The sequence below is a fragment of the Streptosporangium sp. NPDC051023 genome (assembly GCF_040689595.1).
Lineage (GTDB): Bacteria > Actinomycetota > Actinomycetes > Streptosporangiales > Streptosporangiaceae > Streptosporangium.
Window position 1 is genome coordinate 13,599 of record NZ_JBFBCE010000089.1, and the last position, 26,657, is coordinate 40,255.

Sequence of the window (26,657 nt, forward strand, 5' to 3'; positions counted from 1 at the left end):
TGTGGACATTCTGACCGAGGCTCTGAGTTCGATGCGGACCGGGCGGCCGACGTCCGTCCGCACCGACGGCCGCGCCCCCTGGGGGCTTCGGCTTCCGCCTGTCGCGGGAGCCGGTTTCCATGTGGTGCTGCACGGGACGTGTTGGCTGGTGGCCGTGGAGGACGCTCCCGACCATGTGAAGCCGATCGCCCTGAGCCCGGGGGATGTGATCTTTCTGCGCGACGGCAGTGGTCACATCCTCGCCGACCACCCGTCCACACCGGCTGAGGTGGAACGGCCGGAACAGTTTCATCCGGGGTCGCCGATCGGCACCCTGAGGACAGGCGGCGACGGCGCGTTGACCAGCCTGCTGTGCGGCAACTACCACCTGGACCAGGGGCGGCCGCACCCGTTGGTGCGGCAGTTGCCCGAGGTGATCCATCTGCGGACGGGGCCCGGTCGCCACCCGGAGCTGAGCGCCGCCGTCCAACTGCTCGGCGCGGAGCTGGAGAACCCACGGATGGGATCGGTCGGCATCGTCCCCACGTTGATCGACTCACTGCTGCTCTACATCCTGCGCGCCTGGTTGGAGGCTCAGCCTCTGGCGGCGGCGAAGGGCTGGGCCGCCGCGCTCGGCGACTCGGCGGTCGCTCCGGCGCTGGCGGCCATTCACGAGAACCCGTCGGCCCAGTGGAGCGTCGAGTCGCTGGCCGAGCGGGCCGGGCTCTCCCGCGCGGCCTTCGCCCGGCGGTTCACGGCGCTGGTGGGGGAGCCGCCCATGGCCTATCTGACCCGTTGGCGCATGACGATCGCAGCCCGGCTGTTGCGCGAGTCCGACACCACCCTGACCGCCGTCGCCGCCCAGACCGGATACGGCTCGGAGTTCGCCTTCGCGAAAGCCTTCAAACGCGAGTACAACGTGGCCCCCGGTGGATACCGCCGTAAGGTCAGAACGGCCTGACGACAGGGCCGGGGGCGGCGGTCGGTCGCCGCCCCCGGCTGCACCCCTCCGGGATAGGGGTGTCTGCGGACCTCCCGCGCTACAGGCCGAAGGCCAGCAGGACTGAGCCGCGGTCGGGGTTGGGGTACGGGGTGAACGCGTAGCCGGACTGCACGTAGACCATGCCGTGGGAGACGACCGCGCCGCCCGCGCCGGACACGGCGCCGCCGCGGCCGGGCAGGCCGTTGACACCGTCGACCGGGGTGATCGTGTCGTAGGTCCACAGCACCTCACCGGTGCGCGCGGAGTAGGCCCGCATCTTGCCGTCCATGCTGCCCAGCCAGACGATGCCGGGCGTGGTGGTCACCGCGGGGCCGTGACCGAGCTGGCAGACGTTGGGGTACTGCGCCGCGCCGCCGGTGGTGCAGCCGTCGGCCGGGTTGGGGGTCTTCCAGATGACGTGACCGTCCGCAGGGTCGAGGGCGAACAGCGTGCCCGGCCTGGCCATGTACGTCGAGACGTAGAGGCGCTCCCCGTCGAAGCTGGTGCCCCACTGGATGCCGGACAGGCCGCCGCTGGGCATCGGCGTGGACAGCTGGCGCTGCCAGACGATCTTTCCGGTCCTGGCGTCGAGCACGTGGTAGACCCCGGCCTTCTGGCCGATGCCGATCAGGCGCTTGCCGCCCGCGCTGAAGAGGTTGGGCGCGGCGCCCAGGTCGAAGTCGAGCGCGGTGCCGTCCGGGAGGTTCGGGCAGTACTGCTTGTCCTCGGGGGTGGGGAAGGAGCACTCGATGCGCCAGGTGTCGACGTCGGTCATCTTCCTGGTCCAGCGGGCCTTGCCGGACGCGATGTCCAGCGCGAGCACCGAGTCGTAGTTGCCCGCGCTCCCGGTGTAGTTCTGCCCGGTCCCGACGTACAGCGTGCGAGTGATCGGGTCGATGGCCGGGGTGCTCCACACGCCCGCGCCGGACGCCTCGTACTTGGGCACGCCGTTGGGCCAGGTGCCGTTCTGCTTGGGCTCGGGCACGGTGTAGTAGCGCCAGACCTGCTCGCCGGTCTCGGCGTTCAGGGCGTCGATGTGGCCGCGGAAGGTGCAGCAGGGGAAGTTCTTGCCGAGGATGTTCTGGCCGCTGGACACACCGACGTAGACCCGGCCGCCGTAGACGATCGGCGAGCTGGTCACGCCCGCGGCGATCTCGGTGTCGATCTGCCGAGCCCAGGCCAGCTTGCCGGTGCGCTGTTCCAGCGCGTAGAAGTAGCCCCGGCCGTCGCCGAAGTACACCTTGCCGCCCGAAACCGCGGCGCCGTCCTGCACCACGGCGCGTCCCCCGGGGCCAGGGGTGCCGACGGTGCTCAGGTCGAAGTCCCACTTGGCGGCGCCGGTCCGCGCGTCACGGGCGTAGAAGTGGCCGTCCGTCGCGCCGAAGTAGATGGTGTCACCCACGACGGCGGGCTGGCTGTGCGGCGTGCCCGTGTTCTTGGGGTAGGCGAAGGCCCACTTCAGTTTCAGGCCGCCCACGTTGCCCGGCGTGATCTGATGCTCCAGGGGGTTGGAGCGCGAGCCGCTCAGGTCCTTCTGCCAGGACGGCCAGTCGCCGGGGAACGACGGGGAGTGGCCCCCGCCGTAGCCGGTCGCGTCGGCCGTGGCCTGCGCGTCCCCGTCGGGAGGCGCGGCACTGGCCGTAACGGGTGTGTTCAGCAGCAGGGCCAGGCTCGACGCGGCCACCACCGCGGTTGACCTGAGGAACCTCTTTTTCCTGATCGAACGCATTTCCATTCTCTTCTTTCTCCTGTGTTGCACCGGGGGGTGCGGCACCGTGCACGGGCGTCGTGCACGGTGCCGGATCATTGAGTCACCGGATGAAAGTCATGACATGTAGCGCTTTTTCAGATCATGAGCACCAAGGGCCCGGCCAGGTACGGCGGGCCACCAGGCGAGGGAGGGACGCCCGCTCGGGAGTCCGTTCCGCGGATCCGCTCAGCGGGTGAACGCCGCGTACTTCTTCCAGAAGTCGCAGTTGTGCTGCTTGGAGATCTCCTCCGTCAACTGACTGTCGCCCGCGGGCACGAGCGACATGACGGAGGGGTGGGAGCGGGTGAACCTGGACCAGTACGGCGCGCCGTCGACCGTCGGGTCGCCGGTCTTGGCGAATCCGGTCCACTGGGTGACCAGCTGGGTGCCGAAGGCCTGCTGGTTGGGGCTCAGGTCGGCCCTGGGGAAGGCCAGGAAGAGCGCCTCGTTGATGTGGTACGAGCCGTTCGGCTTGGTCTTGTCCAGGAAGAAGATCGGCGGGGCGTCGGCGTTGTCGACCTGGAAGGCGTAGACCGGGATGTACCGGGCCAGCCGCTCGTCGTTGAGCAGAGCGGGGCAGACGGAGTTGGAGTCGGCCACGATGGTGCGGTAGGCGATGAAGACCGAGGGGGCGGGGAAGCGGTTGATCGGGTAGCGCTTGAACACCTCGGGGGCCAGGGAGCCGTACTGCTCCTTGACCAGCTTCTCGTACTCCTCCGGGGTGTTGGCGCCAAGGAGCTGGACCTCGTCGCGGTCCACGCCATGCATGAGCGTCACCTTGTTGACGCGTCCCTTGGCGAACGCCTCACCGGGGGACAACGGCAGGATCGTGCCGTCGACGATGGGGCCCAGCGTGCCCTTGTCGGGGCCGAGCCCGTCGCCGGACTTCTCCAGCAGCGTCTTGACCGGTACGGCGCGCAGGCAGGCGGCCACGTCGGTGGCGTTCCCGCAGCCGAGGGCGGCGGCGAAGCGGTCGCCGGTCTGCTCGGCCTCGGCCAGGGTCGGCAGGGCGGACTTGCAGTCCTGCTTCTGCCAGGTGGTGTCCTTGTCGAGCAGCGAGTTGTACTCGCCGCTCTGCGCGATGCCCTTCTGGAACAGGCCCTTGGACACCGGCGAGGTGGTGTGGGCGCACACGCTGGACCCGCCGGCGGACGCGCCGTAGATGGTCACGTTGTTCGGGTCGCCGCCGAACTTGGCGATGTTGCGGTGGACCCAGCGCAGGGCCTCCTGCTGGTCACGCAGGGCGTAGTTCCCCGAGCGCGCGCTCAGCGACTTGTTCACCATGAACCCGAGGATGCCGAGCCGGTAGTCGACGCTGACGTGGACGACGTGTCCCGCGCCCGCCAGGTAGGTCCCGTCAGAGGAGGCGCCGAGCCGGAACCCGCCGCCGTGGAACTCGACCATCACGGCCAGCGGCTCGGTGCCCGCGTTCGCGGGCACGGCGACGTTCAGCTTCAGGCAGTCCTCGTTGGTCGACTCGGCGCCGAGGAACGCGGGCTGCGGGCAGGGGGCGCCCCGCTCCGTCGCCTCGACGGTCGAGGTCCAGGGGGCGTGCTGCTCGGGCGGCGCCCAGCGCAGCCTGTCGACGGGCGGCGCGGCGTAGGGGACCCCGAGCCAGGACTTGACACCGTTGGTGACCAGGCCGCACACCGGGCCCTGGTCGGTCTGGACCGTCGTGTCGGGCGCGCACGCGGGGGCTGTCTGCTGGGACGCCGCGGTCCGCGCGGTCGTGAGTACGGCCTGCCGCCCGGCCGCGGCCACGGCCGCCGGGGTGGAGGAGGTGAGCGCCATCGCCGTCGCGACGAGTGACACGACCACGGAGAGCGTGAAGTGCCGTTTCTTCGTCTTCATGCAGGATTTCCTTTAGGACCGACAACAGAACTGGGGGGATCGGCCGGTGGCCGACTTCGATCTGCCGGGCAAAAGAACACGAAAGGGCAACTTGACCATAGGGCGGGCCAATGGTGCGGAATAGGCACGATGTGCCGGGGTTGCCGAGCGGCGCTCCCCGGGCGCTCACCGGTCCCGCCATGTCGGTGAGCGGTCGAATCACCTCGCCCAATGGTCAATCGATCCCTGACTTTATCCTGACTCGATCAGTAACTGTCGGTAATGCGGCAGGACACGCCGGGCGGCGGTCCGCATAACACGATCTTCTGAGCCGACAGGGCCGCCGGGAGGGGAACGGTGGCGTAACCTCCTGGGCGGGAAGTGGAGAGCAGGCGGAGGAAAAGTGGCGAGACGTCCGACGGCCGAGCAGATCGAACGCCTTTTCGTCGGCACGTCGCCTCGCTACACCCGGATCGAGGTGGCCGAGCTCGCGCAGGTGCCGCAGGAGCTCACCGAGCGGATCTGGCGGGCGCTCGGCTTCGCCACGTTGCCGGACGACGCGGTGGCCTTCACCGACGCCGACGTGGCCGCGCTCGGGCGGGTCAGGGCGATGCTGGCGGACGGCCCGCTTGACGAGCGGGCGGTCATCAGGATGACCAGGGCGATCGGCCAGACGACCGCCAGGCTCGCGCAGTGGCAGGCCGAGATCATGATCGGTGCCGTGCTCGACCGGGAGCGGCAGCCGACGGACGCCGACCTCGCGGCGGTCCTGGAGGCCTCCCGCAGGCTGCTGCCCGACTTCGAGCAGGTGCTGGTCCACGTCTGGCGTGCCCAACTCGCCGCCGCGGGAACCCGCCTGCTGGCCACGACCGACCTCACCGAGGAGGCCGTACCGAACCGGCTGACCCTCGCGGTCGGCTTCGCCGATCTGGTCTCCTTCACCCAGCTCTCCCGCGAGCTTGACGAGCGGGGCCTGGCCGAGCTGGTCGAGGGGTTCGAGTCGCGCGCCTCCGACGTGGTCGCCGCGCACGGCGGACGGCTGGTCAAGACGCTCGGCGACGAGGTGCTGTTCACCGCGGCGGAGCCGCGGACGGCCGCGGCGATCGCGCTCGGGCTCGTCGACGCGATCCGCCGGTACGGTCCCGAGGTGCGGATCGGGCTCGCCTACGGTCCCGTCGTGCCGATGATGGGCGACGTCTTCGGTACCACCGTCAACCTGGCGGCCCGGTTGACGGCCATCGCCCGTCCCGGCACGATCATCGCCGACGGCGAACTGGCCGAGGCCGTCGCCGGGTCTCCCGGAGTCGGGGTGCACCGCATGCGTCGCCGTCCCGCGCGGGGGCTCGGAATGGTCCAGCCGTACGTGCTCCGCGGAGCCTGACCGGCGGCGCCTGACCTGATAGGCATTGACGTGGGGGCGCGTCAGGAAAAATGAACCGGTAACCGACTCAAGGACGAGGTGCAGGATATGCCGTACACCGTGCAAGGCGTGGTCGCGCGAGGCAAGGGGGAGCCCGTCTCCCTGGAGACGATCCACGTGCCGGACCCCGGCCCGGGTGAGGCGGTGGTGAACGTCCAGGCCTGCGGCGTCTGCCACACCGACCTGCACTACCGTGAGGGCGGGATCAACGACGACTTCCCGTTCCTGCTCGGTCACGAGGCCGCCGGAGTGGTCGAGGCCGTCGGCGAGGGCGTCACCGAGGTCGCCCCCGGCGACTACGTGATCCTGAACTGGCGGGCGGTCTGCGGCGACTGCCGGGCTTGTCGGCGCGGCCGCCCGTGGTACTGCTTCAACACCCACAACGCCACCCAGAAGATGACGCTGGAGGACGGCACGCCGCTCAGCCCGGCCCTGGGCATCGGCGCCTTCATCGAGAAGACCCTGGTCGCCGCGGGACAGTGCACCAAGGTCGACCCGACGGCCCCGCCGACCGCCGCGGGCCTGCTCGGCTGCGGCGTCATGGCGGGCATCGGCGCCGCGATCAACACCGGCGGCGTGACCAGGGGCGACAGCGTGGCCGTCATCGGCTGCGGCGGCGTCGGCGGTGCGGCCGTCCACGGCGCCTGGCTGGCGGGCGCCACCAAGGTCATCGCGGTCGACATCGATGACCGCAAGCTCGCCTGGGCCAGGGAGTTCGGCGCAACCCACACGATCAACTCCCGCGAGACCGACCCGGTCGAGGCGATCAGGGAGATCACCGGCGGCAACGGCGCCGACGTGGTGATCGAGGCCGTCGGCCGCCCCGAGACCTACAAGCAGGCCTTCTACGCCCGCGACCTGGCCGGGACCGTGGTCCTCGTGGGCGTGCCGACCCCGGAGATGACGATCGAACTGCCGCTGCTCGACGTCTTCGGCAGGGGCGGCGCGCTGAAGTCCTCCTGGTACGGCGACTGCCTGCCCAGCCGTGACTTCCCCATGCTCATCGACCTCTACCGTCAGGGACGGCTGAACCTGGACGGCTTCGTCTCCGAGACGATCGGGCTCGGCGACGTCGAGGAGGCCTTCGCCAAGATGCACCGCGGGGAGGTCCTCCGCTCGGTGGTGGTCCTGTGATCGACAGGGTCGTCACCTCGGGGACGTTCTCGCTGGACGGCGGGACCTGGGAGGTCGACAACAACGTCTGGCTGGTCGGCTCAGGGCGCGAGGTCGTGGTCGTCGACGCGGCGCACGACGCGGCCGCCATCGCGGAGCGGGTCGGTGACCGGGAGGTCAGGGCGATCGTCTGCACCCACGCGCACAACGACCACATCGACGCGGCGGCCGACCTCGCCGCCCTGGTCGGCGCGCCGGTCCTGCTCCACCCCGCGGACCAGGTCCTGTGGGAGATGGTCTACCCCGACCTGCCGTACACGCCGCTGCGTGACGGCGAGGTGCTCACCGCGGGCGGAGTCGAGCTGACCGTGCTGCACACGCCCGGTCACGCGCCGGGCGCGGTCTGCCTGCACGCGCCCGGGATCGGCGCCGTCTTCACCGGTGACACGTTGTTCAGCGGCGGTCCCGGGGCGACGGGCAGGTCCTTCTCCTCCTTCGAGACGATCATCGAGTCGATCCGGGAACGGCTGCTGCCCCTGCCGGGGGACACGGTCGTGCACACCGGGCACGGCGACTCGACCACGATCGGCGCGGAGGCCCCGCACCTGCAGGAGTGGCTGGCCCGGGGGCACTGAGCCCCAGGACACCGTCGCCGGGTCCCCCGCCCGCGAGCGGGGGACCCGAGGCGGTCCGTGCGGAGCGGGAAGACGCAGGTGGGAGCAGTGAGGCGAGAGTGAAACTCCCGGAATGGCGGCGGAGGAAATCAAAGCCCGTGTGACTCACATCACGTAGGCAAGCCTTACTGAATGAGTTACGTTAGGTGTGCCTTACCTATTCGATGTTCAGTAAGAGAGGTCGCCCCCCGCCATGTATGTCTGTGTCTGCCGCGCCGTCACCGAGAATGAGGTGCACGACTGCATCGCGGCAGGGGCGAGGAGCGCGCGCCAGGTTCGCGACGCGACCGGCGCCGGCGGCGACTGTGCATCTTGCGTGCGGAAGATCTGTGCGATGCTGAAGCGGTCTGAAGATTTGCTACCGACCGCATAGCACGAGGAGCCCGTCATGCAGGGCGACAAGAAGATCATTGAATTGCTGAACGAGCAGCTCACGGCGGAGCTGACCGCGATCAACCAGTACTTCCTGCACGCGAAGATGCAGGAGAACTGGGGATATACCAAACTGGCGAAGTACACCCGCGAAGAGTCCATCGACGAGATGCGCCACGCGGAGAAGCTGACCGACCGGATCCTCTTTCTCGAAGGCCTGCCCAACTACCAGAGACTGGGCACGCTGCACATCGGTCAGACCGTCGAGGAGCAGCTCCGCGCCGACCTGAACGTCGAGCTTGAGGTCGTCACCCGTCTGCGGCCCGCCATCATCTTCATGCGTGAGAAGGGCGACGCCACCTCGGCCCGCATCTTCGAGGAGATCCTCGAGGACGAGGAGCACCACATCGACTACCTGGAGACCGAGCTGGGGCTCATCAGCAGCCTCGGCGAGCAGCTCTACCTGGCTCGCTACGCCGAGCCGCCGTCGGCATCCTGAGCCTGATTGGCCCGAACACGCCCGCCGTACCCGTTGTGGCCGGGCGTGTTCTGTTTTGTCATTAAAAGGGATAACGGTCCTTGGTCGGCCTGTCGTTTCCAGGCACTTCCGAGGCGGGAGCGCTACCGCGCGCCCCCCGGCCGTTGCGGGACGACTATCCGGGATTTATCAGTGTTTGCCCAGGTCAATGGATAGGTCAATGACGAGTCAAACCGCGCGCTGTACCCGGGAAACGATCCCTTAAGGTCCTACGATCGCAACATGACCTGTGTACTTCTCGCCGAGGACGATACCTCGATCTCCGAGCCGCTGGCGCGTGCGCTGCGCCGCGAGGGCTATCAAGTCGAGGTGAGCCCCGACGGCCCGCAGGCCCTGGAGCGGGCGCTGTCGGGTGGCATCGACTTGATAGTTCTTGACCTGGGCCTGCCAGAGATGGACGGCCTGGAGGTTGCCAGGCGCATTCGCGCCGAGGGGCACGGCACGCCCGTGCTCATCCTCACCGCCCGCGTCGACGAGGTCGACACCGTCGTCGGCCTCGACGCGGGGGCCGATGACTACGTCACCAAGCCGTTCAGGCTGGCCGAGCTCCTGGCCAGGGTCCGCGCGCTGCTGCGACGCGGCACCTCGGAGACGCCCGTCGTGCAGGGCGTGCGGATCGACGCCGACTCCCGTCGCGCCTGGATGGGCGACAAGGAGCTGCACCTGACGACCAAGGAGTTCGACCTGCTACGGGTCCTGGTCCGCGACGCCGGAAAGGTGGTCACCCGCGAGCAGATCATGCGCGAGGTGTGGGACACCAACTGGTGGGGTTCGACCAAGACCCTGGACATGCACATCTCGTGGCTGCGCCGCAAGCTGGGCGACGACGCCGCCAAGCCGCGATACATCACGACCGTGCGAGGGGTTGGCTTCCGCTTCGAACGCGAGTAGGGAATGCGCCGCCGCCTGCTCTCGTCGACCTTGCTCGTCGCCGTCATCGGGGTGCTGCTGCTGGGCATCCCCCTGGGTGTTGCGGTCAACCGGCTGATCGAGGAAGAGGCGACCCAGGAACTGTCCTCCCAGGCCAAAAGCCTGCTGGGGGAAGTCGAGTATGCCCGGATCCAGGATCAGCCCGTCGATCCGGAACAACTCAAGCGTAAGTATCCCGACCGGTACATCCAAGTCTACGCGAAAGGGACTCCCCCCCAGGTGACGATGGTGGGGACCGAGCCTCCCGACAGTCGCAAGATGACCCAGGACGCCCAGTCGGAGAACGGTGTGTACGTCGCGGTCAGCCGGGACAAGACGCAGGTGGAGCGGGAGGTCAAGGCATGGCTCCTGCTCATCCTGGCGCTGGCCGCCGCGGCCCTCGCGGTCGCGGTCGGGCTCGCGATCGTGCAATCACGCCGTCTCACGCTTCCGCTCAGCGACCTGGCGATGATCGCTGAGCGGCTCGGCTCCGGCGATGCCAGGCCGAGCAAACACCGTTACGGCATCCAGGAGCTCGACCGGGTCGCCGAGGTGCTCGACCGCAGCGCCACCCGCATCTCGGACCTGCTGGCCAGGGAGCGGGAGTTCGCGACCGACGCCTCGCACCAGCTCCGCACCCCGCTCACAGGTCTGACCATGCGGCTGGAGGAGATCGTGGCGGCGGCGCACGAGCCCGGGATCGTCAAGGAGGAGGGCGAGGCCGCGATCGTGCAGGCGGAGCGGCTTACGGCGGTGATCGATGAGCTGCTGGCGGCGGCCAGGCGGCAGCGGCAGGCCCAGGCGGACGCGGTTGTGCTCGACGACGTGCTGGATCAGCAGTTCATCGAGTGGGGTCCGGCCTTCCGCAGGGTGGGGCGGAAACTGAAGCTGAACGGCACGCGTGGCCTCCAGGCGCTGGGCACCAGCGGTGGCGTCAGCCAGGTGGTCTCGACCCTGCTGGAGAACTCGCTGGAGCACGGTGGCGGCACCGTGACGGTGACCACCAGCGACAAGGACAGATCGATCGTGATCGAGGTCGTGGACGAGGGGCAGGGCGTGTCCGACGAGCTGGCCGGGCGGATCTTCGAGCGGAACGTCAGCGGGGCGGGCGGTACCGGTTTGGGGCTGACCCTGGCGCGGGCGCTGGCCGCGGCGGACGGCGGACGACTCGAGCTCGTCCGCCCCCGCCCGGCGGCGTTCGCGCTGTTCCTGCGGCAGGTCGACGACACCACCAGGAAGCGGGTGGTCAGCGGGCCCGCGTGACCGGGCGGATCGGGCGCGGATCCCCGTGAGCCGGTGGACCGAGGGTCACAGGGTTCGCGTGCTCTCGTTCGGAAGCTCCTTGGGGATCTCCTCGGTGACCTCCGCGACGGCCAGGAAGACCCACTTCTTGTAGGACCAGAACCGGAAGAGCGTCCCCAGCCCGACCCCGACCAGGTTGGCGATGTTGATGCTCAGCGGGTCGGTCAGCTCCAGGGTGTATCGGGCGAAGCCGATGCACAGCAGGCCGATGAGCAGACCGATGCCGTTGAGCAGGAAGAACAGGAAGTACTCCCTGGCCAGGCCGCTCTGCTCGCGGTGTCTGAAGGTCCAGAAGCGGTTGCCCAGGTAGGACACGGTCGCCGCGATGACCGTGGCGGCGACCTTGGAGGTCAGCGGCCCCTGGTGGAAGACGTACTGGATGAGGTTGAAACCGCCGGTGTCGATGACGAAGGCGATCGCTCCGATGGTCCCGAACTTCGCCAACTCGTGGATCAGGCCGACGAGCTGCTCGTAGGCACGTCGCAGAAACCGCACGTCTCCCACACGGTCCTTTCCGGGTTGGCTGAGGGCCGCCGCCGCTCGGGGGGACCTCGGATGCTGTCCTGTCAGGTTACCGGTGCACCCGCTCGCTCCGGGGACCGGTTGACCAAATGTTCTGCATAGCAGTCAGTTAGTGATGTTTATAGAAATATCGGATGTAAGGAGATAAATCTAGGCATCTGACGTTACTCCGTCCCAGCAGGCCACAGGGAGCACTCAAGCAAATCCCATCCCTTCCTGTTCCGCTCCGGAGCCGGTGGACCCCGCCCGGAGGCGGCCGGGCGCCGCGACCGGCCCCTGCCGTTTCCCGTACGGCGGGCCGGTAAACTCGACCGACGTGAGCAGCTCTTCCCTGGTCAGTCCTATCGGTCCCGTCGTCGGCGTCATCGGAGCGGGCCAGCTGGCCCGGATGACCCAGCAGGCGGCCATCGCCCTCGGAGTCGAGCTGCGGGTGCTGGCCAACTCGCCCGACGAGAGCGCGGCCCGGGTGATCGCCGACACGCGCCTGGGCGACTACCGCGACCTGGCGGTTCTGCGCGACTTCGCCAAGGGGTGCGACGCGATCACCTTCGACCACGAGCACGTGCCGACCGAGCACATCCGCGCGCTGACCGGGGACGGCTTCGCCGTACACCCCGGGGCCGACGCGCTCGTGCACGCCCAGGACAAGGCCGTGATGCGCGAGCGGCTGACCGCGATCGGCGCCCCCTGCCCGTCGTGGCGGCGGATCGCCTCCGCCGAGGACGTGGTGGAGTTCGCCGAGGAGAACGGCTGGCCGGTCGTGCTCAAGGCCGTGCGCGGCGGTTACGACGGGCGGGGCGTCTGGGTCTGCCGGTCCGCTGACGACGCCGCCGAGGTGCTGGACACCGGGGTGCCGCTGATGGCCGAGGCGTTCGTGCCGTTCGAGCGCGAGCTGGCCGTCCTGGTCGCCAGATCGCCGCACGGGCAGGGAGTCAGCTACCCGGTCGTCGAGACCGTCCAGCGCGACGGCATCTGCGTCGAGGTGCTCGCCCCCGCCCCGGGCCTCGACGCCGAGCAGGCCGCCGAGGCGCAGCGGATCGCCCTGCGGATCGCCAACGAGCTCGGCGTGACCGGGCTGCTGGCCGTGGAGATGTTCGCGACCCGCTCCGGGCTCGTGGTCAACGAGCTGGCCATGCGCCCGCACAACAGCGGCCACTGGACCATCGACGGCGCCCGCACCTCCCAGTTCGAGCAGCACCTGCGCGCCGTGCTCGACCTCCCGCTCGGCTCGCCCTCGATGACGGCTCCCGTCGTGGTGATGGCCAACCTCCTGGGCGGCGACGACCCGGACCTCTTCTCCCGCTACGAGCACGTGATGGCGCACGACCCGGGGGTCAAGATCCACTTCTACGGCAAGGAAGTACGGCCCGGCCGCAAGATCGGCCACGTCACCGCCTTCGGCACCGACCTGGACGAGGTCAGGGCCCGCGCCAGGCACGCCGCCGTCTACCTCTCAGAGGGCGTCTACACGTGACCGGCGTCGCCCGGCACCCCACCACTGCGAACGCGGCCCCCGGGCCGCGAGGCGAGGAGAACGCATGACCACCGTCGGCATCGTCATGGGCAGCGACTCCGACTGGCCGGTGATGAAGCTCGCCGCCGAGGCGCTGGCCGAGTTCGGGGTGGCCTTCGAGGCCGACGTGGTCTCCGCGCACCGCATGCCCGAGGAGATGATCGCCTACGGCGCGCAGGCGGCCGGCCGCGGCCTGAAGGTGATCATCGCGGGGGCCGGGGGAGCGGCCCACCTGCCCGGCATGCTCGCCTCGGTGACGCCCCTGCCGGTGATCGGCGTTCCGGTGCCGCTGAAGTACCTCGACGGCATGGACTCCCTGCTCTCGATCGTCCAGATGCCCGCCGGAGTCCCGGTCGCGACCGTCGCCGTCGGCGGCGCCCGCAACGCGGGGCTGCTGGCCGTACGGATCCTGGCCGCCTCCGACGAGGGGCTGCGCGAGCAGATGGAGCGCTTCCAGGTGTCGCTCAAGGAGCAGGCCCACGCCAAGGGTGCCAAGCTCCGCGCCGAGGCCGCCGCCCTCGGCGGCTGAGCCGTACCCGAAGGGTTTCCGCCGAGGAACTGGAACGGGTACTCGACGGCATCGCGGATACATGAGGGCGCCGGGGGAAGGAAGGGACCTCCAGAAGGCTTTGGAGGTCGGAGATCATGAGGAACGCGATACGCGGCGCCCTCGGAGTGACGGTTGCGGTGCTGGCGGTGTTCGGCAGCATGGGAGCAGGCGGCGGGCACCGGGCCGCAGAAACGAGCGTGAGTTCCACGACGTCCCGCTGACCCGTTTCCCAGGAGCGTTCTCATAGAGGACCCGCCCGCCTTCCTCGACGGTCGCCGTACGCCATCGCGGCGGCGACGCAGAGGTACGGCACGGCGAACAGGGCGAAGATCGTGCCGTGCCCGGCGAAGGGGGAGGCGGCGGCGTAGACGCCGTAGACCAGCACCGTGCCCGCGTCCATGCCGATGCCCGCGAGCGAGGTCACCGTGGCCCTGCTCGGCCCGGTGATCCTCTCCTGCAGCCTGGCGTCGGCGATCACGCTCGACAGCTGGAAGACGCAGAAACCCGCCCCGACCAGCACCAGTCCCGCGGGCCGCTCCGTCAGCGCGCCCGCGGCCATGGTCAGCGCGGCCACGGCGAGCACCCCGGCGAAGACCCTGACCGGAAGCCGCCCGGCGACCCCCGCCAGCAGGCCGCCGACCGCCACCCCTCCCCAGACGATGAGCACGAGCAACGGCACGACCGCCTCGGAGACGCCGGTCGCGGCGGCCAGCAGCGGGACGTACTCCTCAAGGCCGCCCCAGACCGCGGTCACCACCGCGACCAGCAGCAGTGCGCCGCGCACCGGCCGGTTGTCCCGCACCTCGGCCAGACCCGCCCGCAACACGGCGGCGTAGCGGCCCGCGGCCTCCTCGGGCAGGGCATCCCCGGCCCTCTCGGGCAGGCAACCCCCGCTCTCCTTGGGCGGAGAGTCCGCGGCTTCCTCCACCCGCGAGATCGCGGCCTCCTTCGCCGGGGAAGCCGAGGAAGCGGTGTCCATGGATACGGAGGCCGAGCCGTCGTGCCGCCCGGCCCTGGCCCCGGCGCGGTGTTCGGGCAGCGCCGTCCCGGCGAGTGAGCACAGCAGGCAGGCCAGCACGCTGGCCGTACCGAGCGCGAAATAACCGCCGACGGCGAGCACCGGGGTCGCCACCGCGGTGGCCGCCGCGACCGCGAGCAGCCCGATGGTACGGACACGCCCCATCACCGTGACGTACTGCTCGGTGTTACCGAGATGGTCGAGTTCCTCGTAGACGAGGGCCTCCATCGAGCCCGAGCGGAGCGAGGAACCGGCGCTCCAGAGCACGAACCCGAGCGCGAACGACCAGTAGGAGGGGACCAGGAACCACAGGGCGAAGCCCGCCGCCGACAACAGCGGGCCGATCGACAGCAGCAGACGACGGGAGACGGCGTCGGCCCACGCCCCGGAGGGGATCTCCAGCAGCATGCCGGAGACGGCGCCGATGATGAACAGGGAGGAGATCTCCGACACCGACAGGCCGGTGTCGGCGAACAGCAGTGCGTAGACCGGATAGAGCAGGACGAAGTCCTCGAGAGCGGCATAGGTGTAGAGCGCTCGGGTCAGCCGCTTCACGCGGACGCCGGGCGTCCGCGGAGACAGTGCGATCATGAGGTCTTTCCATGAGACGAGACGGGATGGGGCTCCGGGTGCTCGGTGGCGCCCGGTGGGCCGCGGCATCCTGTCCCGCTTCGACCTCTGGTCGTTCATCAATGTCGCCAGATCATGCGAGGAGTATACGAACGCCCCCCGGCGTCCGCCCTCCCATTTTCTCCGGCGGCTTTTCCCGCCGAACGGGGCGTCAGCCCTTGATCAGGTCAAGGATGTCGGCGTTCAGCCGCTCCCTGTGGGTGACGAACAGGCCGTGGCCACCGGTCGGGTACTCCTTGTAGACGCCGCCCGGCACCAGCTGCGCGGTGCGCCTGCCGGTCATGTCCACGGGCGCGGACTGGTCGGCGGCACCGTGGACGATCAGCGTCGGGACGGTGATCGCACGCAGCCCCTCCCTGTGGTCGGCGTGGAAGGTCGACCGCCACACCTCGGTCGTCGCCCGCGGCGAGGTCTCCAGGCACTGCCGCATCGTCAGGTCGACCAGCGCAGGCGAGACGTCGTTGCCCAGGTGCGTGGCGTAGAACCCCTGCGCCCGCTGCGCGAACCAGCTGGGCCGGTCGCTCTGGAACTGGGCGATCGAGGCCTCGCAGACCACCTCCGGCGCCCCCTCCGGATTGTCGTCCGTCCGCTTCAGGAACGGCAGCACCGCGGAGACGAACGCGACGCGCGCGACCCGCTCCTCACCGTGCCTCGCCAGGTAACGGGCCACCTCGGCGCCTCCGGCCGAGTGACCGACCAGGGTGATCTCCCGCAGGTCGAGGTGCTCGATCAGAGCGGCGAGGTCGTCGGCCCTGGTGTCCATGTCGTAGCCGCCGGAGGGACGGTCAGAGCGGCCGTGCCCACGCCTGTCGAGAAGCACGCACCGGTATCCCCGGTCGACGAAGAACGGCACCTGGTACTCCCACATGTCCGCGCTCAGCGCCCAGCTGGCGACGAAAACGATCGGCGCGCCGGTGCCGTACTCCTCATAGGCGAGGCGGGTGCCGTCGGCGGTCTCGAAGTACGGCATGGCATATCTCCTCAATCATCGGAAAGGGCGGTCATTTCCGCTGATCAGAACGCTATTGAAGACCGCCGTTCACGGAATCAGTCATCCATTAGGTAATTCCGGGCTGGAGCGTCAGAACCGCGTGCGGGACGACACCGTCCCCTGCTGCGGGGCGTGCTCGACGAGAGCGTGCTCCACCGGCACCCCGGCGCCAGGAAGATCATGCGCGACCAGCCCGTCGCCCTGCTGACGGCGATGGAGGGCGACCGCGTCTCCATTCGGATCCTGCCCGGAGACATCACCGTCATGGCCGGTCTGGGCGGAGGTTTCGTGATAGCCGGCATCGAGGGCGGGGCGGATACTGTGTACGTGGAATCCGCCGCAGAGGGGACCGTCACCGACCGCCCCGGCGACGTGGCGGAGATCCGCACGGGTTACGTAGAGCTCAGCGCGGAGGCGCAGCCCACGCGGCGAGCATCGACCTCACAGCGAAGGTGATGAAGACATGGACGTGGATCTGAGCGAGGCCGTCTGGCGCAGGGCGGTCGTGAGCGGTGACACCGACGGCGACTGTGTCGAGGTGGCGGTGATCGACGCCCCGGGCACCGGGCACAAGGCGGGTCTCGGGTCCCTGTACGTGTTGCGTGACTCGAAGAACCCCGATGGGCCGAAACTGTTCTTCACCCGCTCCGAGTGGGACGCGTTCGTCGGTGGTGTGAAGCTCGGCGAGTTCGACAACTGACGGACGGGCGAGGCTCCGGCGTCGCCCCTTGGGGGGAGACGCCTACCTTCCCACCGGCGATCACCGTGAAGGCGTCGCCGAGCCGTTCCGCTACGGGGTCTTCGTCTACAGGGCCTTCATCTGCTCCGTCACCTCCATGACGCTCCTCTTCGCGTCTCCGAAGAGCATCGAGGTCTTGTCGGCGTAGAACAGCGGGTTGTCGATTCCGGCGAAGCCACTGCTCATCGAGCGCTTCAGCACGATCACCGACTTCGACTCGTCGACGTTGAGGATCGGCATTCCGTGGATCGGGGAACTCGGGTCGGTGCGCGCCGCCGGGTTGGTGACGTCGTTCGCCCCGATCACCAGCGTGACGTCGGCGCGGGAGAACTCGTCGTTGATGTCGTCCATCTCCTTGAGCGCGTCGTAGGACACGTCCGCCTCGGCCAGCAGGACGTTCATGTGGCCCGGCATCCGTCCCGCGACGGGGTGGATGGCGTACTTGACCTCAACACCCCTGGCCTCCAGCAGCTTCGTCATGTCCTTGACGGCGTGCTGCGCCTGCGCGACGGCCATTCCGTACCCGGGGACGACGATCACCTGCTGCGCGTAGGCCAGCCGGATCGCCGCGTCGGCGGCGGAGGTGGCCTTCACCGTGCGATCGACGCCGTCGTCCGCGCCCGGCAGTGCGGTCGCACCACCGAACCCGCCGGCCACGATCGCGGGGATCGAGCGGTTCATGGCCTTGGCCATCAGGTTGGTCAGGATGGAGCCGGACGCGCCGACGATCATGCCGGCCACGATCATCGCGGTGTTCTCCAGCGCGAGGCCCGCCGCCGCGGCCGACAGACCGGTCAGGGCGTTGAGCAGCGAGATGACCACGGGCATGTCCGCGCCGCCGATCGGGACCACCAGGTCGGCGGCGATCAGCGGCCAGTTGTGCCGTACCTGCGTGAGCGTGGCCACCACGGCGAGCGTCATGCCGGTTGCCGCGAGCCAGTTGCCGCGCACGGCCGTCTTCGGGGTGGTGAGACCCATGAGGCCGTAGATGAACAGCCCGAACGCGGCGATGTGGAGGATCGGCAGAAGCGTGTCCATCAGCTGCCCTTCCCATTGGACGAGGACTCTCCCGCCGACGGCGAACGTCCCAGCCTCGCCTGTGGCCTGGTCTTGAACATGCCCAGCATCCGATCGGTCACCAGGAACCCGCCGATCACGTTGATCGCGCCGAACACGACGGCCACGACCAGCAGGATCTGTTCGACCACGGAGGGGTTCTCCAGGCGTCCCAGCACGGTCAGACCACCCAGCAGCACGATTCCGTGGATGGCGTTGGTGCCGGACATCAGCGGTGTGTGCAGGGTGTTGGGCACCTTCGAGATGACGGCGAAGCCGACGAACCCGGCCAGCACCAGGATCGCGAGGTTCGCCAGTAGTTCACTGTCCATCATTCCTCTCCCTCTGCGCCGTTCCGGGTCACGCAGGAGTTCGCCAGCACCTCGTCGTCCCAGTCGGGCGAGACGGCGCCGTTCTCGTCGAGCAGCAGTTCCAGCAGGGCCAGGAGGTTGCGCGCGTAGAGCTCGGAGGCGTGTTCCGGCATGGTGGCGGCCAGGTTCAGCGGTGCCGCGACGGTGACGTCGTGCACCACGACGACCTCGCCGGGTCGCGTGAGCTCGCAGTTGCCGCCGCTCTCACCGGCCAGGTCCACCACCACGCTGCCGGACCGCATCCCTTCAACGGCCTTGGCGGTGACCAGCGTGGGTGCCTTCCGTCCCGGGACGTTCGCCGTGGTGATGACGACGTCGAAGCCGGTGATGGCCTCCTCCAGACGCTCCTGCTGCTCCGCTCGCTCGCTCTCGGTCAGCTCACGGGCGTAACCGCCCTCGCCTGCCGCCTCGATGCCGAGGTCGAGCCACTGCGCCCCGAGCGAGCGCACCTGGTCGGCGACCTCGGGCCGGACGTCGTAGCCGGTGACCCGCGCGCCCAGCCGTTTCGCCGTGGCCAACGCCTGCAGCCCCGCCACACCCGCGCCCAGCACGAGAGCCCTGGCCGGTTTCACCGTGCCCGCCGCGGTGGTGAGCATCGGGAAGAACCGCGTGGACCGCTCAGCGGCCAGCAGCACGGCCTTGTATCCCGCGACGTTGGCCTGTGAGGAGAGCGCGTCCATGGACTGCGCGCGGGAGATGCGCGGGATCGCCTCCATCGCGAACGCCCGGACCCCCGCCGCCCTCAGCGACGCGATCGTCTTCGGTGACGTGAGCGGCGCGAGGAACCCGGCCAACGTGCTGCCAGGCCTCAGCAGGCGCACCTCGCCGTCCGTGGGCGGTGCCACCTTCACCACGATTTCGGCCGCCCATGGATCCCCGATCGTGGCGCCCGCCTGGACGAACAGCTCGTCGGCGATCAACGCGCCATGGCCCGCTCCCGCCTCGACGACCACCTCCACGCCCAGCGGCAGGAGTTTCTTGATCACCTCAGGGACCAGAGCGACCCGCCGCTCACCTGCCGCGGACTCGCGCGGCACTCCGACGATCGTGCGACGCGGTGTCATGGATCACCTCCACATGAACCAATCTAGTCAGATCAAATATTGTCCGACATTATATATATCGCGTACTCCTCCGCTACTCTGCTCGGCATTTCCCCTGGATCTTAGGGGAAGGAGGTTGACACTATAAAATGTTCAACAGTAGTTTCTCTGTACACTACCTGGCAGGATGTGGTTGACGATGCGGAACATCGCGTTCATCGGCGTGGGCAGGATGGCGACGCCGATGGTGTGGCGATTCGTCGAACGGGGCTGGCGGGCTCACCTGCTCGACCCCCTGCCGGAGGCGACGGCGCCCTTCCGTGACCATCCCCAGGTGACGATCCACGACGGTGTCGACACGCTGCTGCGCGAGGCGACAGTGGTGCTTCTGAGCCTGCCGACCCCCACGGCCCTGCTTCAGGTCAGCGGGCAGCTGTCGGCCTCCGCGCAGGTCAGGCCCGCGAGCACCGTCATCAACACGTCCACGACGGGCCCGGCCGCCACGAGGGAGGCCGCCGACCGGCTCGCCGCGGCGGGGCTGACGTTCGTCGACGCCCCGGTGAGCGGCGGTCCCGCAGGCGCACAGCGGGGTTCGCTCACCATCATCGTCTCCGGAGAACCGGACGCCGTTAGCGGCTGCGCTCCGGTGTTCGAGGTCATCGGTGAGCGCGTGCTGAACGTGGGATCGCAGCCGGGGCAGGCGCAGGCGATGAAGGTGGCCAACAATGTGCTGGCCCTCGGGGCGCTGGCGGCGACCTCCGAGGCCACCGCCCTGACGAGCAAGGCCGGAATCCCGCTTGACGTCGCGATCGACGTGCTGAACGTCAGCTCGGGCCGGAACTCCGCCACGGCGGTGAAGTTCCCTGACTCCATCCTGACCGGGCGTTTCGACTTCGGCTTCCCCGTCGAGGGCGCGCTCAAAGACGTCACGCTCTTCACGGACCTCGCCGCCGAACTCGGTGTTCCCGCGCCCCTGGCGCGCGCGGTGGTGGACTGCTGGCGGCTCGCCGTCGACCAGGGGTACGGCGAGCAGGACTGCACACGCATCGCCACGATGTACGAGCGGATGGCCGGGTTGCCCGCGGAGCGGGGCGAACGATGAGCGGCCGCTCCTCGGCTCACGGTGCCGACGGCTCGATGGCGGATCCGTGCCTCGAGCTGTGGCGGCATGCCCGCGACAGCGCGCACGCCGCCGAACGCGTCACACTCGACCGCGCGGCGGGGTGCCTCGCCGTGGCACTCGCGGAGATGGTGGTGTCCGCGCGGACTCCACGCCACCGTGCGGCCGCGGAGGCTCTGGCGGGCGCACCCGGCGGGTGTACGGTCAGCGGTCTGCCGCGCCCCGCGGATGTCACCGGCGCGGTGGTCGCCAACGCCTACCTGATGCACGCGCGGCTCACCGACGACTCTTTCCGCGTCGCCGCGCATCCCGGCCTCGCCGTGGTGCCGGTGGCGCTGGCGGCCGCGGAACACGCCGCGCACCGGACCGGGCGAGGCGTGGACGGCCCGCGGTTGCTGCGCGCGGTGGTCGGCGGATACGAGTGCGCCTGCCTGCTCGCCGAGCGGCTGTTGCCGGAAGTGTCGCGGCGAGGCTGGCGGGTCACCTCGGTCATCGCACCGCTGGCGGCGGCCGCCACGATGGCGCTTGTGCTGGACCTGCCGGACGACGATGCCTGCGCCGCTCTCGGCCTGGCCTCGGCCGCGACCGGAGGGCCGCTCGGAGTCGTCTCCACCGGCGGTGACGGCTGGCGGTTGCAGCCCGCGCTCGCCGTACAGGCGGGTGTGTCGGCGGTGTTCGCCGCCTCGGCGGGCCTGCGGAGCGGGCCGGGAGCACTCGCGGGGCCGCACGGTGTGTACTCGCTGTTCGGCGACGCCGCCGAGGCGGAGACGCGGGAGCCCGTGCCAGAACCCGCCGTTCACCGCGTCACGTTCAAGCGGTATCCCGTGGCGATGTACGGCCAGTCGATTTTCGACGCGCTGGGCGGGCAGTCACCCCTCAGCGGGACGATCGATCGGATCGCCGTCCGGCTGGCACCGTTCGCCGCCGGATACGGCGGTCAGCGTGACGCCTCGACGGACTCCATCTCCAGCGTGGAGGGGATCGCGATCGCGGCGGTGCGAGCGTTCCATCCCGATCTCGCGCTGCCCCCCGGTACGACCGTGGATGTCATCGGTGACCCGGACCTGCCGGAGCTCACCGCGCGGGTTCATCTCGCGTTGTCCGACGGTCGCAGGCTCGTGCTCACGGGCGACGGCGACACGAGCGGCTGGGGCCTGGCGGACTTCCGCCGCCGCTGTGCCGAGTTGCTCGGCGAGGCCGGTGACCCGCTGTGCCGGGCCGCGGGCGCGCTGTCCGAGGGCGGTGACCCGGCCCGGCTCCTCGAACTGTGGCGAGTGGCCCGCTAGCGGTCCGCGGTCCGCCTGCCATCTCGCTCATACGGCCTCGCACGCCTGCCGCTCCAGGGGTTGGCGGTCGGGCGCGGGGCCGGCCGCCAACGGGAGGCGCAGGACGAAGCGTGCGCCTCCCGCCTCGGCCTCTCCTACCTCGATGGTCCCGCCGTGCGCGTGGACGATGTCGCGCACGATCGCGAGCCCCAGGCCGGTTCCGCCCTGGGCGCGGGCGCGAGCCTTGTCCAGCCTGCTGAACCGCTCGAAGACCCGCCTCCGGTCCTCCTCGGGGATGCCGTCTCCGTCATCGGTGACGACCAGCTCGGCGTGGTCCTCGTTCCGGCGCAACTCGACCAGCACCATGTGCCTGGCGTGGCGCTGCGCGTTGTCGAGGAGGTTCCTGAAAGCCCGGTGGATCTCATGGTCGACGACATTGGCCGTCACTCCGGGGGCGAGTCGCAGCAGCACAAGAGCGTCGCCCGTACGGTGGTAGGGCGTTGTCCGCACCAGTTCCGCCAGATCCACCGGCGTCAGCGCGTCGGGGATGCTCGTCCCCGTCCTGGCCAGCACGAGCAGGTCGGTGACGATCGTCTGGAGCCGGTCGATGTCCGTCAGTGCGCGCTCGATCAGCTCTTTCGGATCTGTCGCGTCAGGATGTAACCGTGCCTCCTCCAGCTGTGCTCGAAGCCCGGCGATCGGGGTCAGCAGTTCGTGTGAGGCGTCGGAGACGAACTGCCGCTGCTGGACGAGCAGCCTGTCGACTCTCCTGCGGAGGTCCTCCAGCTGTCCCGGAGCGACGCAGGCCATCTGGGCGGGCACGACGATCTCGTCTGTGCCTGTGGCCTCGGTGGCGCGATCATCCAGATCATTGACGTCCACGGGCTCGGAGCCTCCTTCGGTGAGTGCGGTCTGTACGCTGCGGTGTCCGCGCCGACGCGGAGGATGCGGCGGCAGGGACGGTTCCGGCGGCAGGGGCGGTGAGGAGACGACCGGTCCGGCGGCCAGGGCGGCATCGGAGAGTCCGCAGGGGCGTCCGGGCGGTGGGCGGGACAGCCCGTCGGCTTCCTGCGAAGCGCCACCGGGCCGATCGGCGTCCGGTGGGACGAATTCCCCGGGACGACGGCCACCGCACGCCACCGGAACCTGGTCGTACTCGGAGCGGCGCGCGGCGGTGTCCCACGTAGGAACCACCCCTCACCGGGTGGGGCCGAAGCCTGGGCTTCGGCGCCTACCCGACCCGCAGCTTCTGGAGGTACTCGATCGTCTCCTCCAGGCTGACCACGTCCGCGTATTTCATGTGCATGTCGAACAGGTTGACCTTGTGCGAGATCTGGCTCCGGTCGGCGGAGCACTCGAACGGGATGACGACGTTGAAGTTGTACTGGAAAGCGTCCAGCACGGTCGCCCGCACGCATCCGCTGGTCGTCATGCCGGTGACGATGACCGTGTCACACCCGGCGTGCACGAGGTAGGAGGCGAGCGGCGTGCCGAAGAACGCGCTCGGCTTGCTCCCCTTGCTGATGACGATCTCATCGGGCAGCGGGGTGATCTCGTCGGCGATCACGTCTCCCGGAGGCGTCCCCTCGGGGAGGGGCTCCGGGGCGGCGTTCAGCTTCCAGCGCCCGCGCTCGACGGGCCGCGGGCGGTGGTCGGGCTCAGGGTAGGCCTTGGTGAAGAAGACGGGCAGCTCGGATTCCCTGGCCACCCCCAGCAGGCGGGCGATCGCGTTCACGGCGGGGTAGCCTGTCGGGCTCCAGCCGGTCGGATAGGCCGAGTCGACGAACGCTCTCGTCATGTCGACCACCACAACCGCGGGACGTACGCCGGCCCGCAAAGGACGGTCCTGGTTGTCGAACTCCCGGCCGAAGCTGGCGAGGTCCTCCTCGGAGATGACCCCGGCCCACGGCTTGCTCGGTGAACTCACTTCTTCCTCCTCATTACCGGCCAACGAACGGACCAGAGCGAGGCATCGCGAGGCCAGCTGAGGCACCAATGCGGTGTCCACTCATAGCCCGTGTGGCATATGTCCGACATTAGGCCGGTAGAACTCGCCCTGTCAACGACCGTCGTCGTTCCGGGCGGTCGGTGTGCCGGTCCCTCAGGCGCCCACGTGGGCGGCGAGATGGCTGCGGAGGTAGGTCAGATGATCGACGATCGCCACCTCGGCCGCGTCCGGGTCCTGGGCGGCGATCGCGTTCACGATGGCCGTGTGCTGCCGCACCGTCGCCCGGCCGACCTCGGGGGAGAGGTCCAGGTAGTGAACCGGCTCGGTCTCGTGGTGCAGTGCCGCGACGAAGGAGGCGAGCACCCGGTTTCCCGACGCCTGGGCGATCAGCGAGTGGAACTGCTCGTCGAGCTTGGGCACCTCGGGATCGTCGACCGAGGCCGCCTTCTGTCGCCGCTCGATGTCCCGGAGGCGTTCGAGGTCCTCCTCGGTGCGGTTCGTCGCCGCCAGCCGTACGGCGGGGACCTCAAGGTACTGTCGCACCTCGGCGACCTCGGTGAAGTCGATGCTGCCGAGCTTGAGCAGGTTGTGGACCGAGTCGATGACCACCGAGCCGAGTGAGTGGTGGTCCACCGACTTCACGAAGTTGCCGCCGCGGGACCCCGGGACCTTGTAGATCAGTCCCTGCGTCGTGAGCGACCGCAGCGCCTCTCTCAGGGTCGTCCTGCTGACGCTGAACTGTCTGGCCAACTCGGCCTCGGGTGGGAGTAGGTCGCCGCTCTTGAGCTCGCCGGAGAGGATCTTCAGCCGGACGCGCTCCTCGACCTGCTCCCTTGGTCGGAGCACCTTCTGACCGATCACGCGAGTCCTGGTGTCCCGGAGGTCAGCCACGATGTAGTCCCCACCCCGTCCCGATGATACCAATGCAGTATACGCCTATTGTCCAACAAATCGCACCTGGTCTTACTTGCTGCGATCCGCGAAACAGGCTGCCCAGTAGCTTGCGAGACCACTAGATCGCTACAGGTGCATCGTGAGGACTTCGCCCCAATCTGCAAAAGTTGGACCTTGTACAGCTGGGGAAAATAACCTACCTTTCTCGGAACAGTACGAACGCGTCTCTTAGGAGGGTGGCAGCATGGCCACTCACGCCCCGTCTCCTAGCGTGCCGATACACAAGATCGCCTTCGCGAGCTTCATCGGAACCTGTATCGAGTTCTTCGACATGTACATCTTCGGCACGGCATCGGCGCTGGTCTTCAGCACGCTCTTCTTTCCCGCGCTGGATCCGCTGGCCGGCACGCTCGCCTCGTTCGCCGCCTTCGGAGTCGGTTTCGCGGCACGCCCGCTCGGCGGAGTGATCTTCGGTCATTTCGGCGACCGCCTCGGTCGCAAGACCGTGCTGGTGTTCAGCCTTCTGCTCATGGGCATCGGGACGGCGGTGGTCGGCCTGCTGCCGACCTACCCGCAGGTCGGCATCTGGGCGCCGATTCTCCTGGTCCTGGCCCGTCTCATGCAGGGGGTGGCGATCGGCGGCGAGTGGAGTGGCGCGGTGCTGATGGCGGCCGAGCACGCGCCGCCCGGCAAGCGGGCTTTCTACGCCAGCTGGCCGCTGTGCGGCGTGCCGGTCGGGCTGATCCTGGCCAACGGGGCCTTCTTCCTTGTCGGGCTGCTCCCGAAGGACGCGATGATGAGCTGGGGATGGCGCCTGCCGTTCCTCGCGAGTGCCGTCCTGGTCGCCGTCGGCGTGTACATCCGGGTGCAGATCTCCGAATCACCGGCCTTCCAGCGGGTCCAGGAGCGCGGGCTTGAGGCGAAGTTCCCGGCGGGCGAGGTGGTGCGCCGGGCGGGCAAGCCGGTGCTCATCGGCATCCTCGCGATGGCCGCCAACAGCATCCCGTTCTACATGCCCACGGTGTTCGCGCTGAGCTACGGCGTGCGCCAGGGGGTCGGCCAGGGGACCATGCTGCTCACGGTCTGCATCGCCGCGGCGATACAGATCTTCACCATCCCGCTCGTCGCGATCCTGTCCGACCGGTACGGCCGCAGGCCCCTGCTGCTCATAGGGGCCGTGATCGCGATGCTGGAGGCGTTCCCGTTCTTCTGGCTGCTCAACACCGGGAACCCGTTCGCGATCATGGTGGCGATGGTGATCGCGATCCCGGTCGTGCACGCGCTGACCTACGCGCCGATGGCGAGCTTCCTGTCCGAGCTGTTCGAGACGCGGCTGCGCTACAGCGGTTCGGCGATCAGCTACCAGATCGGAAGCATGGTCTGGAGCGGGCCGGTGCCGTTCGTCTCGGCGGCACTGTTCGCCTGGGCCAATGACACGTGGCCGCTGGCGCTCTACATGCTCATCCCCTCCGCCCTGTCGTTCATCGCGGTGTTCACGGCCAGGGAGTCCTACAAGGACGACATCAGCCAGATCCGGACTTCGGCGGTCGAGGGGACGCCCGGAGCGGCGACCGTCCCTTAATCGACACGATAAATACCGATATGTTCTGAAAGCGAGGATGGGCTGATGTCAGCGGATGGGCCGCTCAGCGGGCTCCGGATCGTTGACATGACGACCTCGTACACAGGACCAGCCCCCTCCATGCACCTGGCGGATCCGGGTGCCGACGTGGTCAAGGTCGAACGCCTCGGTATCGGCGACGACGCCACGCTGCGCACCCTGATCGGCGGCTCCGACGTGTTCATGGGGAACCTCAACCCCGGCAAGCTCGACTTCCCCGACATCGGACCTGTGAGCCTCAGGGCAGAGTCCCCGCGCCTCATCTCCTGCGCCATGTCGGGGTTCGGCCTGGATGGGCCGGAGGCGGACGAGACGCCGGTCAGCGATGTCGCCACCCTGTGCGACGCCCCGCAGCGGGTCAAGGACGGCATGGTGCGGGTGACCGATCGGTTGTCCTGACACCGCGAAGAACACGTGGCAGCACGAAGGGCGCTTGATACGGCGAAGGGCGTTTGCCGCGTATCGGGATAAGCGGCAAAAGCCCAACCCCGAACCCTCCCCTACGAG

27 protein-coding genes are annotated in these 26,657 nt (G+C 69.1%); 16 read left to right on the forward strand and 11 right to left on the reverse strand.

Annotated features, from left to right (window positions below; all coding sequences use genetic code 11):
- Position 1: 1 nt before the first annotated feature.
- Positions 2-940 carry an AraC family transcriptional regulator gene (locus tag AB0395_RS38815; RefSeq protein WP_366290193.1) on the forward strand — a complete coding sequence of 313 codons (939 nt, stop codon included), beginning with the start codon at positions 2-4 and terminating at the stop codon, positions 938-940.
- A gap of 79 nt (positions 941-1,019) precedes the next feature.
- Here AB0395_RS38815 and AB0395_RS38820 read toward each other — a convergent pair whose 3' ends face one another.
- Both AB0395_RS38820 and AB0395_RS38825 read right to left on the reverse strand, forming a co-directional pair.
- Entirely contained in the window at positions 1,020-2,696 is a 1,677-nt protein-coding gene (locus AB0395_RS38820; protein WP_366290196.1) for a PQQ-binding-like beta-propeller repeat protein, read from the reverse strand.
- Between the two features lie 201 nt (positions 2,697-2,897).
- Positions 2,898-4,562: a carboxylesterase family protein gene (locus tag AB0395_RS38825; protein WP_366290198.1), complete on the reverse strand. Its 1,665-nt coding sequence runs from the start codon at positions 4,560-4,562 to the stop codon at positions 2,898-2,900.
- Positions 4,563-4,944: 382 nt separating this feature from the next.
- Between AB0395_RS38825 and AB0395_RS38830 the strand changes: the two genes are divergently transcribed.
- From AB0395_RS38830 to AB0395_RS38860, 7 genes are all read left to right on the forward strand, one after another.
- Positions 4,945-5,922, forward strand: coding sequence for an adenylate/guanylate cyclase domain-containing protein (locus AB0395_RS38830; RefSeq protein WP_366290200.1), 978 nt, complete (start codon positions 4,945-4,947; stop codon positions 5,920-5,922).
- A gap of 87 nt (positions 5,923-6,009) precedes the next feature.
- Positions 6,010-7,095, forward strand: a complete 1,086-nt coding sequence (locus tag AB0395_RS38835) for an S-(hydroxymethyl)mycothiol dehydrogenase (protein WP_366290203.1) — start codon at positions 6,010-6,012, stop codon at positions 7,093-7,095.
- A complete protein-coding gene (locus AB0395_RS38840) occupies positions 7,092-7,709 on the forward strand; it encodes an MBL fold metallo-hydrolase (RefSeq protein ID WP_366290205.1) in 618 nt (205 codons plus the stop codon). The genes AB0395_RS38835 and AB0395_RS38840 overlap by 4 nt, the downstream gene beginning before the upstream one ends.
- A gap of 232 nt (positions 7,710-7,941) precedes the next feature.
- Entirely contained in the window at positions 7,942-8,121 is a 180-nt protein-coding gene (locus tag AB0395_RS38845; protein ID WP_366290207.1) for a (2Fe-2S)-binding protein, read from the forward strand.
- A 15-nt stretch (positions 8,122-8,136) separates the two neighbouring features.
- Positions 8,137-8,619 carry a bacterioferritin gene (bfr, locus tag AB0395_RS38850; RefSeq protein WP_366290210.1) on the forward strand — a complete coding sequence of 161 codons (483 nt, stop codon included), beginning with the start codon at positions 8,137-8,139 and terminating at the stop codon, positions 8,617-8,619.
- 261 nt (positions 8,620-8,880) lie between these two features.
- Complete coding sequence (locus AB0395_RS38855; RefSeq protein ID WP_012888073.1) at positions 8,881-9,549, forward strand: response regulator transcription factor; 669 nt, start codon at positions 8,881-8,883, stop codon at positions 9,547-9,549.
- Between the two features lie 3 nt (positions 9,550-9,552).
- Positions 9,553-10,830, forward strand: coding sequence for an ATP-binding protein (locus tag AB0395_RS38860; RefSeq protein ID WP_366290214.1), 1,278 nt, complete (start codon positions 9,553-9,555; stop codon positions 10,828-10,830).
- Between the two features lie 45 nt (positions 10,831-10,875).
- Here the strand turns inward: AB0395_RS38860 and AB0395_RS38865 are convergent, their stop codons facing one another.
- Complete coding sequence (locus AB0395_RS38865) at positions 10,876-11,364, reverse strand: GtrA family protein (protein ID WP_366290217.1); 489 nt, start codon at positions 11,362-11,364, stop codon at positions 10,876-10,878.
- A 343-nt stretch (positions 11,365-11,707) separates the two neighbouring features.
- On the opposite strand from AB0395_RS38865, the gene AB0395_RS38870 reads away from it, so the two are divergent.
- Both AB0395_RS38870 and purE read left to right on the forward strand, forming a co-directional pair.
- Positions 11,708-12,865 carry a 5-(carboxyamino)imidazole ribonucleotide synthase gene (locus tag AB0395_RS38870; protein ID WP_366290220.1) on the forward strand — a complete coding sequence of 386 codons (1,158 nt, stop codon included), beginning with the start codon at positions 11,708-11,710 and terminating at the stop codon, positions 12,863-12,865.
- A 64-nt stretch (positions 12,866-12,929) separates the two neighbouring features.
- A complete protein-coding gene (gene purE, locus AB0395_RS38875) occupies positions 12,930-13,433 on the forward strand; it encodes a 5-(carboxyamino)imidazole ribonucleotide mutase (protein ID WP_366290223.1) in 504 nt (167 codons plus the stop codon).
- 262 nt (positions 13,434-13,695) lie between these two features.
- On the opposite strand, the gene AB0395_RS38880 is transcribed toward purE, so the two are convergent.
- On the reverse strand, positions 13,696-15,063 hold the full coding sequence (locus tag AB0395_RS38880) for an MFS transporter (protein WP_366290226.1): 1,368 nt from the start codon (positions 15,061-15,063) through the stop codon (positions 13,696-13,698).
- Between the two features lie 190 nt (positions 15,064-15,253).
- Positions 15,254-16,072, reverse strand: coding sequence for an alpha/beta hydrolase (locus tag AB0395_RS38885; RefSeq protein ID WP_366290229.1), 819 nt, complete (start codon positions 16,070-16,072; stop codon positions 15,254-15,256).
- A 141-nt stretch (positions 16,073-16,213) separates the two neighbouring features.
- On the opposite strand from AB0395_RS38885, the gene AB0395_RS38890 reads away from it, so the two are divergent.
- Together AB0395_RS38890 and AB0395_RS38895 are read left to right on the forward strand one after the other, a co-directional pair.
- Positions 16,214-16,549, forward strand: a complete 336-nt coding sequence (locus tag AB0395_RS38890; RefSeq protein WP_366290265.1) for a Scr1 family TA system antitoxin-like transcriptional regulator — start codon at positions 16,214-16,216, stop codon at positions 16,547-16,549.
- Between the two features lie 7 nt (positions 16,550-16,556).
- A complete protein-coding gene (locus tag AB0395_RS38895; RefSeq protein WP_366290232.1) occupies positions 16,557-16,793 on the forward strand; it encodes a DUF397 domain-containing protein in 237 nt (78 codons plus the stop codon).
- A gap of 105 nt (positions 16,794-16,898) precedes the next feature.
- Here the strand turns inward: AB0395_RS38895 and AB0395_RS38900 are convergent, their stop codons facing one another.
- Genes AB0395_RS38900 through AB0395_RS38910 form a run of 3 tightly spaced genes read right to left on the reverse strand, consistent with a single transcriptional unit; the run spans position 16,899 to position 19,323 of the window.
- Positions 16,899-17,870 (reverse strand): NAD(P)(+) transhydrogenase (Re/Si-specific) subunit beta, encoded by a 972-nt coding sequence (locus AB0395_RS38900; RefSeq protein WP_366290235.1) that lies wholly within the window; start codon positions 17,868-17,870, stop codon positions 16,899-16,901.
- Complete coding sequence (locus tag AB0395_RS38905; RefSeq protein WP_366290238.1) at positions 17,870-18,223, reverse strand: NAD(P) transhydrogenase subunit alpha; 354 nt, start codon at positions 18,221-18,223, stop codon at positions 17,870-17,872. Before AB0395_RS38905 ends, AB0395_RS38900 begins: the two co-directional genes overlap by 1 nt.
- Positions 18,220-19,323, reverse strand: a complete 1,104-nt coding sequence (locus AB0395_RS38910) for a Re/Si-specific NAD(P)(+) transhydrogenase subunit alpha (RefSeq protein WP_366290241.1) — start codon at positions 19,321-19,323, stop codon at positions 18,220-18,222. Before AB0395_RS38910 ends, AB0395_RS38905 begins: the two co-directional genes overlap by 4 nt.
- A gap of 178 nt (positions 19,324-19,501) precedes the next feature.
- On the opposite strand from AB0395_RS38910, the gene AB0395_RS38915 reads away from it, so the two are divergent.
- Entirely contained in the window at positions 19,502-20,404 is a 903-nt protein-coding gene (locus tag AB0395_RS38915) for an NAD(P)-dependent oxidoreductase (protein WP_366290244.1), read from the forward strand.
- A complete protein-coding gene (locus tag AB0395_RS38920) occupies positions 20,401-21,708 on the forward strand; it encodes an MmgE/PrpD family protein (protein WP_366290247.1) in 1,308 nt (435 codons plus the stop codon). The genes AB0395_RS38915 and AB0395_RS38920 overlap by 4 nt, the downstream gene beginning before the upstream one ends.
- Before the next feature lie 27 nt (positions 21,709-21,735).
- Here the strand turns inward: AB0395_RS38920 and AB0395_RS38925 are convergent, their stop codons facing one another.
- The 3 genes from AB0395_RS38925 to AB0395_RS38935 form a co-directional block, all read right to left on the reverse strand.
- Positions 21,736-22,569: a HAMP domain-containing sensor histidine kinase gene (locus tag AB0395_RS38925; RefSeq protein ID WP_366290250.1), complete on the reverse strand. Its 834-nt coding sequence runs from the start codon at positions 22,567-22,569 to the stop codon at positions 21,736-21,738.
- A 349-nt stretch (positions 22,570-22,918) separates the two neighbouring features.
- Positions 22,919-23,614 carry an isochorismatase family protein gene (locus AB0395_RS38930; protein WP_366290253.1) on the reverse strand — a complete coding sequence of 232 codons (696 nt, stop codon included), beginning with the start codon at positions 23,612-23,614 and terminating at the stop codon, positions 22,919-22,921.
- A 174-nt stretch (positions 23,615-23,788) separates the two neighbouring features.
- On the reverse strand, positions 23,789-24,526 hold the full coding sequence (locus tag AB0395_RS38935) for a FadR/GntR family transcriptional regulator (protein ID WP_366290256.1): 738 nt from the start codon (positions 24,524-24,526) through the stop codon (positions 23,789-23,791).
- A 274-nt stretch (positions 24,527-24,800) separates the two neighbouring features.
- Here AB0395_RS38935 and AB0395_RS38940 point away from each other — a divergent pair, with 274 nt between their 5' ends.
- Together AB0395_RS38940 and AB0395_RS38945 are read left to right on the forward strand one after the other, a co-directional pair.
- Positions 24,801-26,111, forward strand: coding sequence for an MFS transporter (locus AB0395_RS38940; protein ID WP_366290259.1), 1,311 nt, complete (start codon positions 24,801-24,803; stop codon positions 26,109-26,111).
- 45 nt (positions 26,112-26,156) lie between these two features.
- Positions 26,157-26,549 (forward strand): CoA transferase, encoded by a 393-nt coding sequence (locus tag AB0395_RS38945; RefSeq protein ID WP_366290262.1) that lies wholly within the window; start codon positions 26,157-26,159, stop codon positions 26,547-26,549.
- The last annotated feature ends 108 nt before the right edge of the window (positions 26,550-26,657 follow it).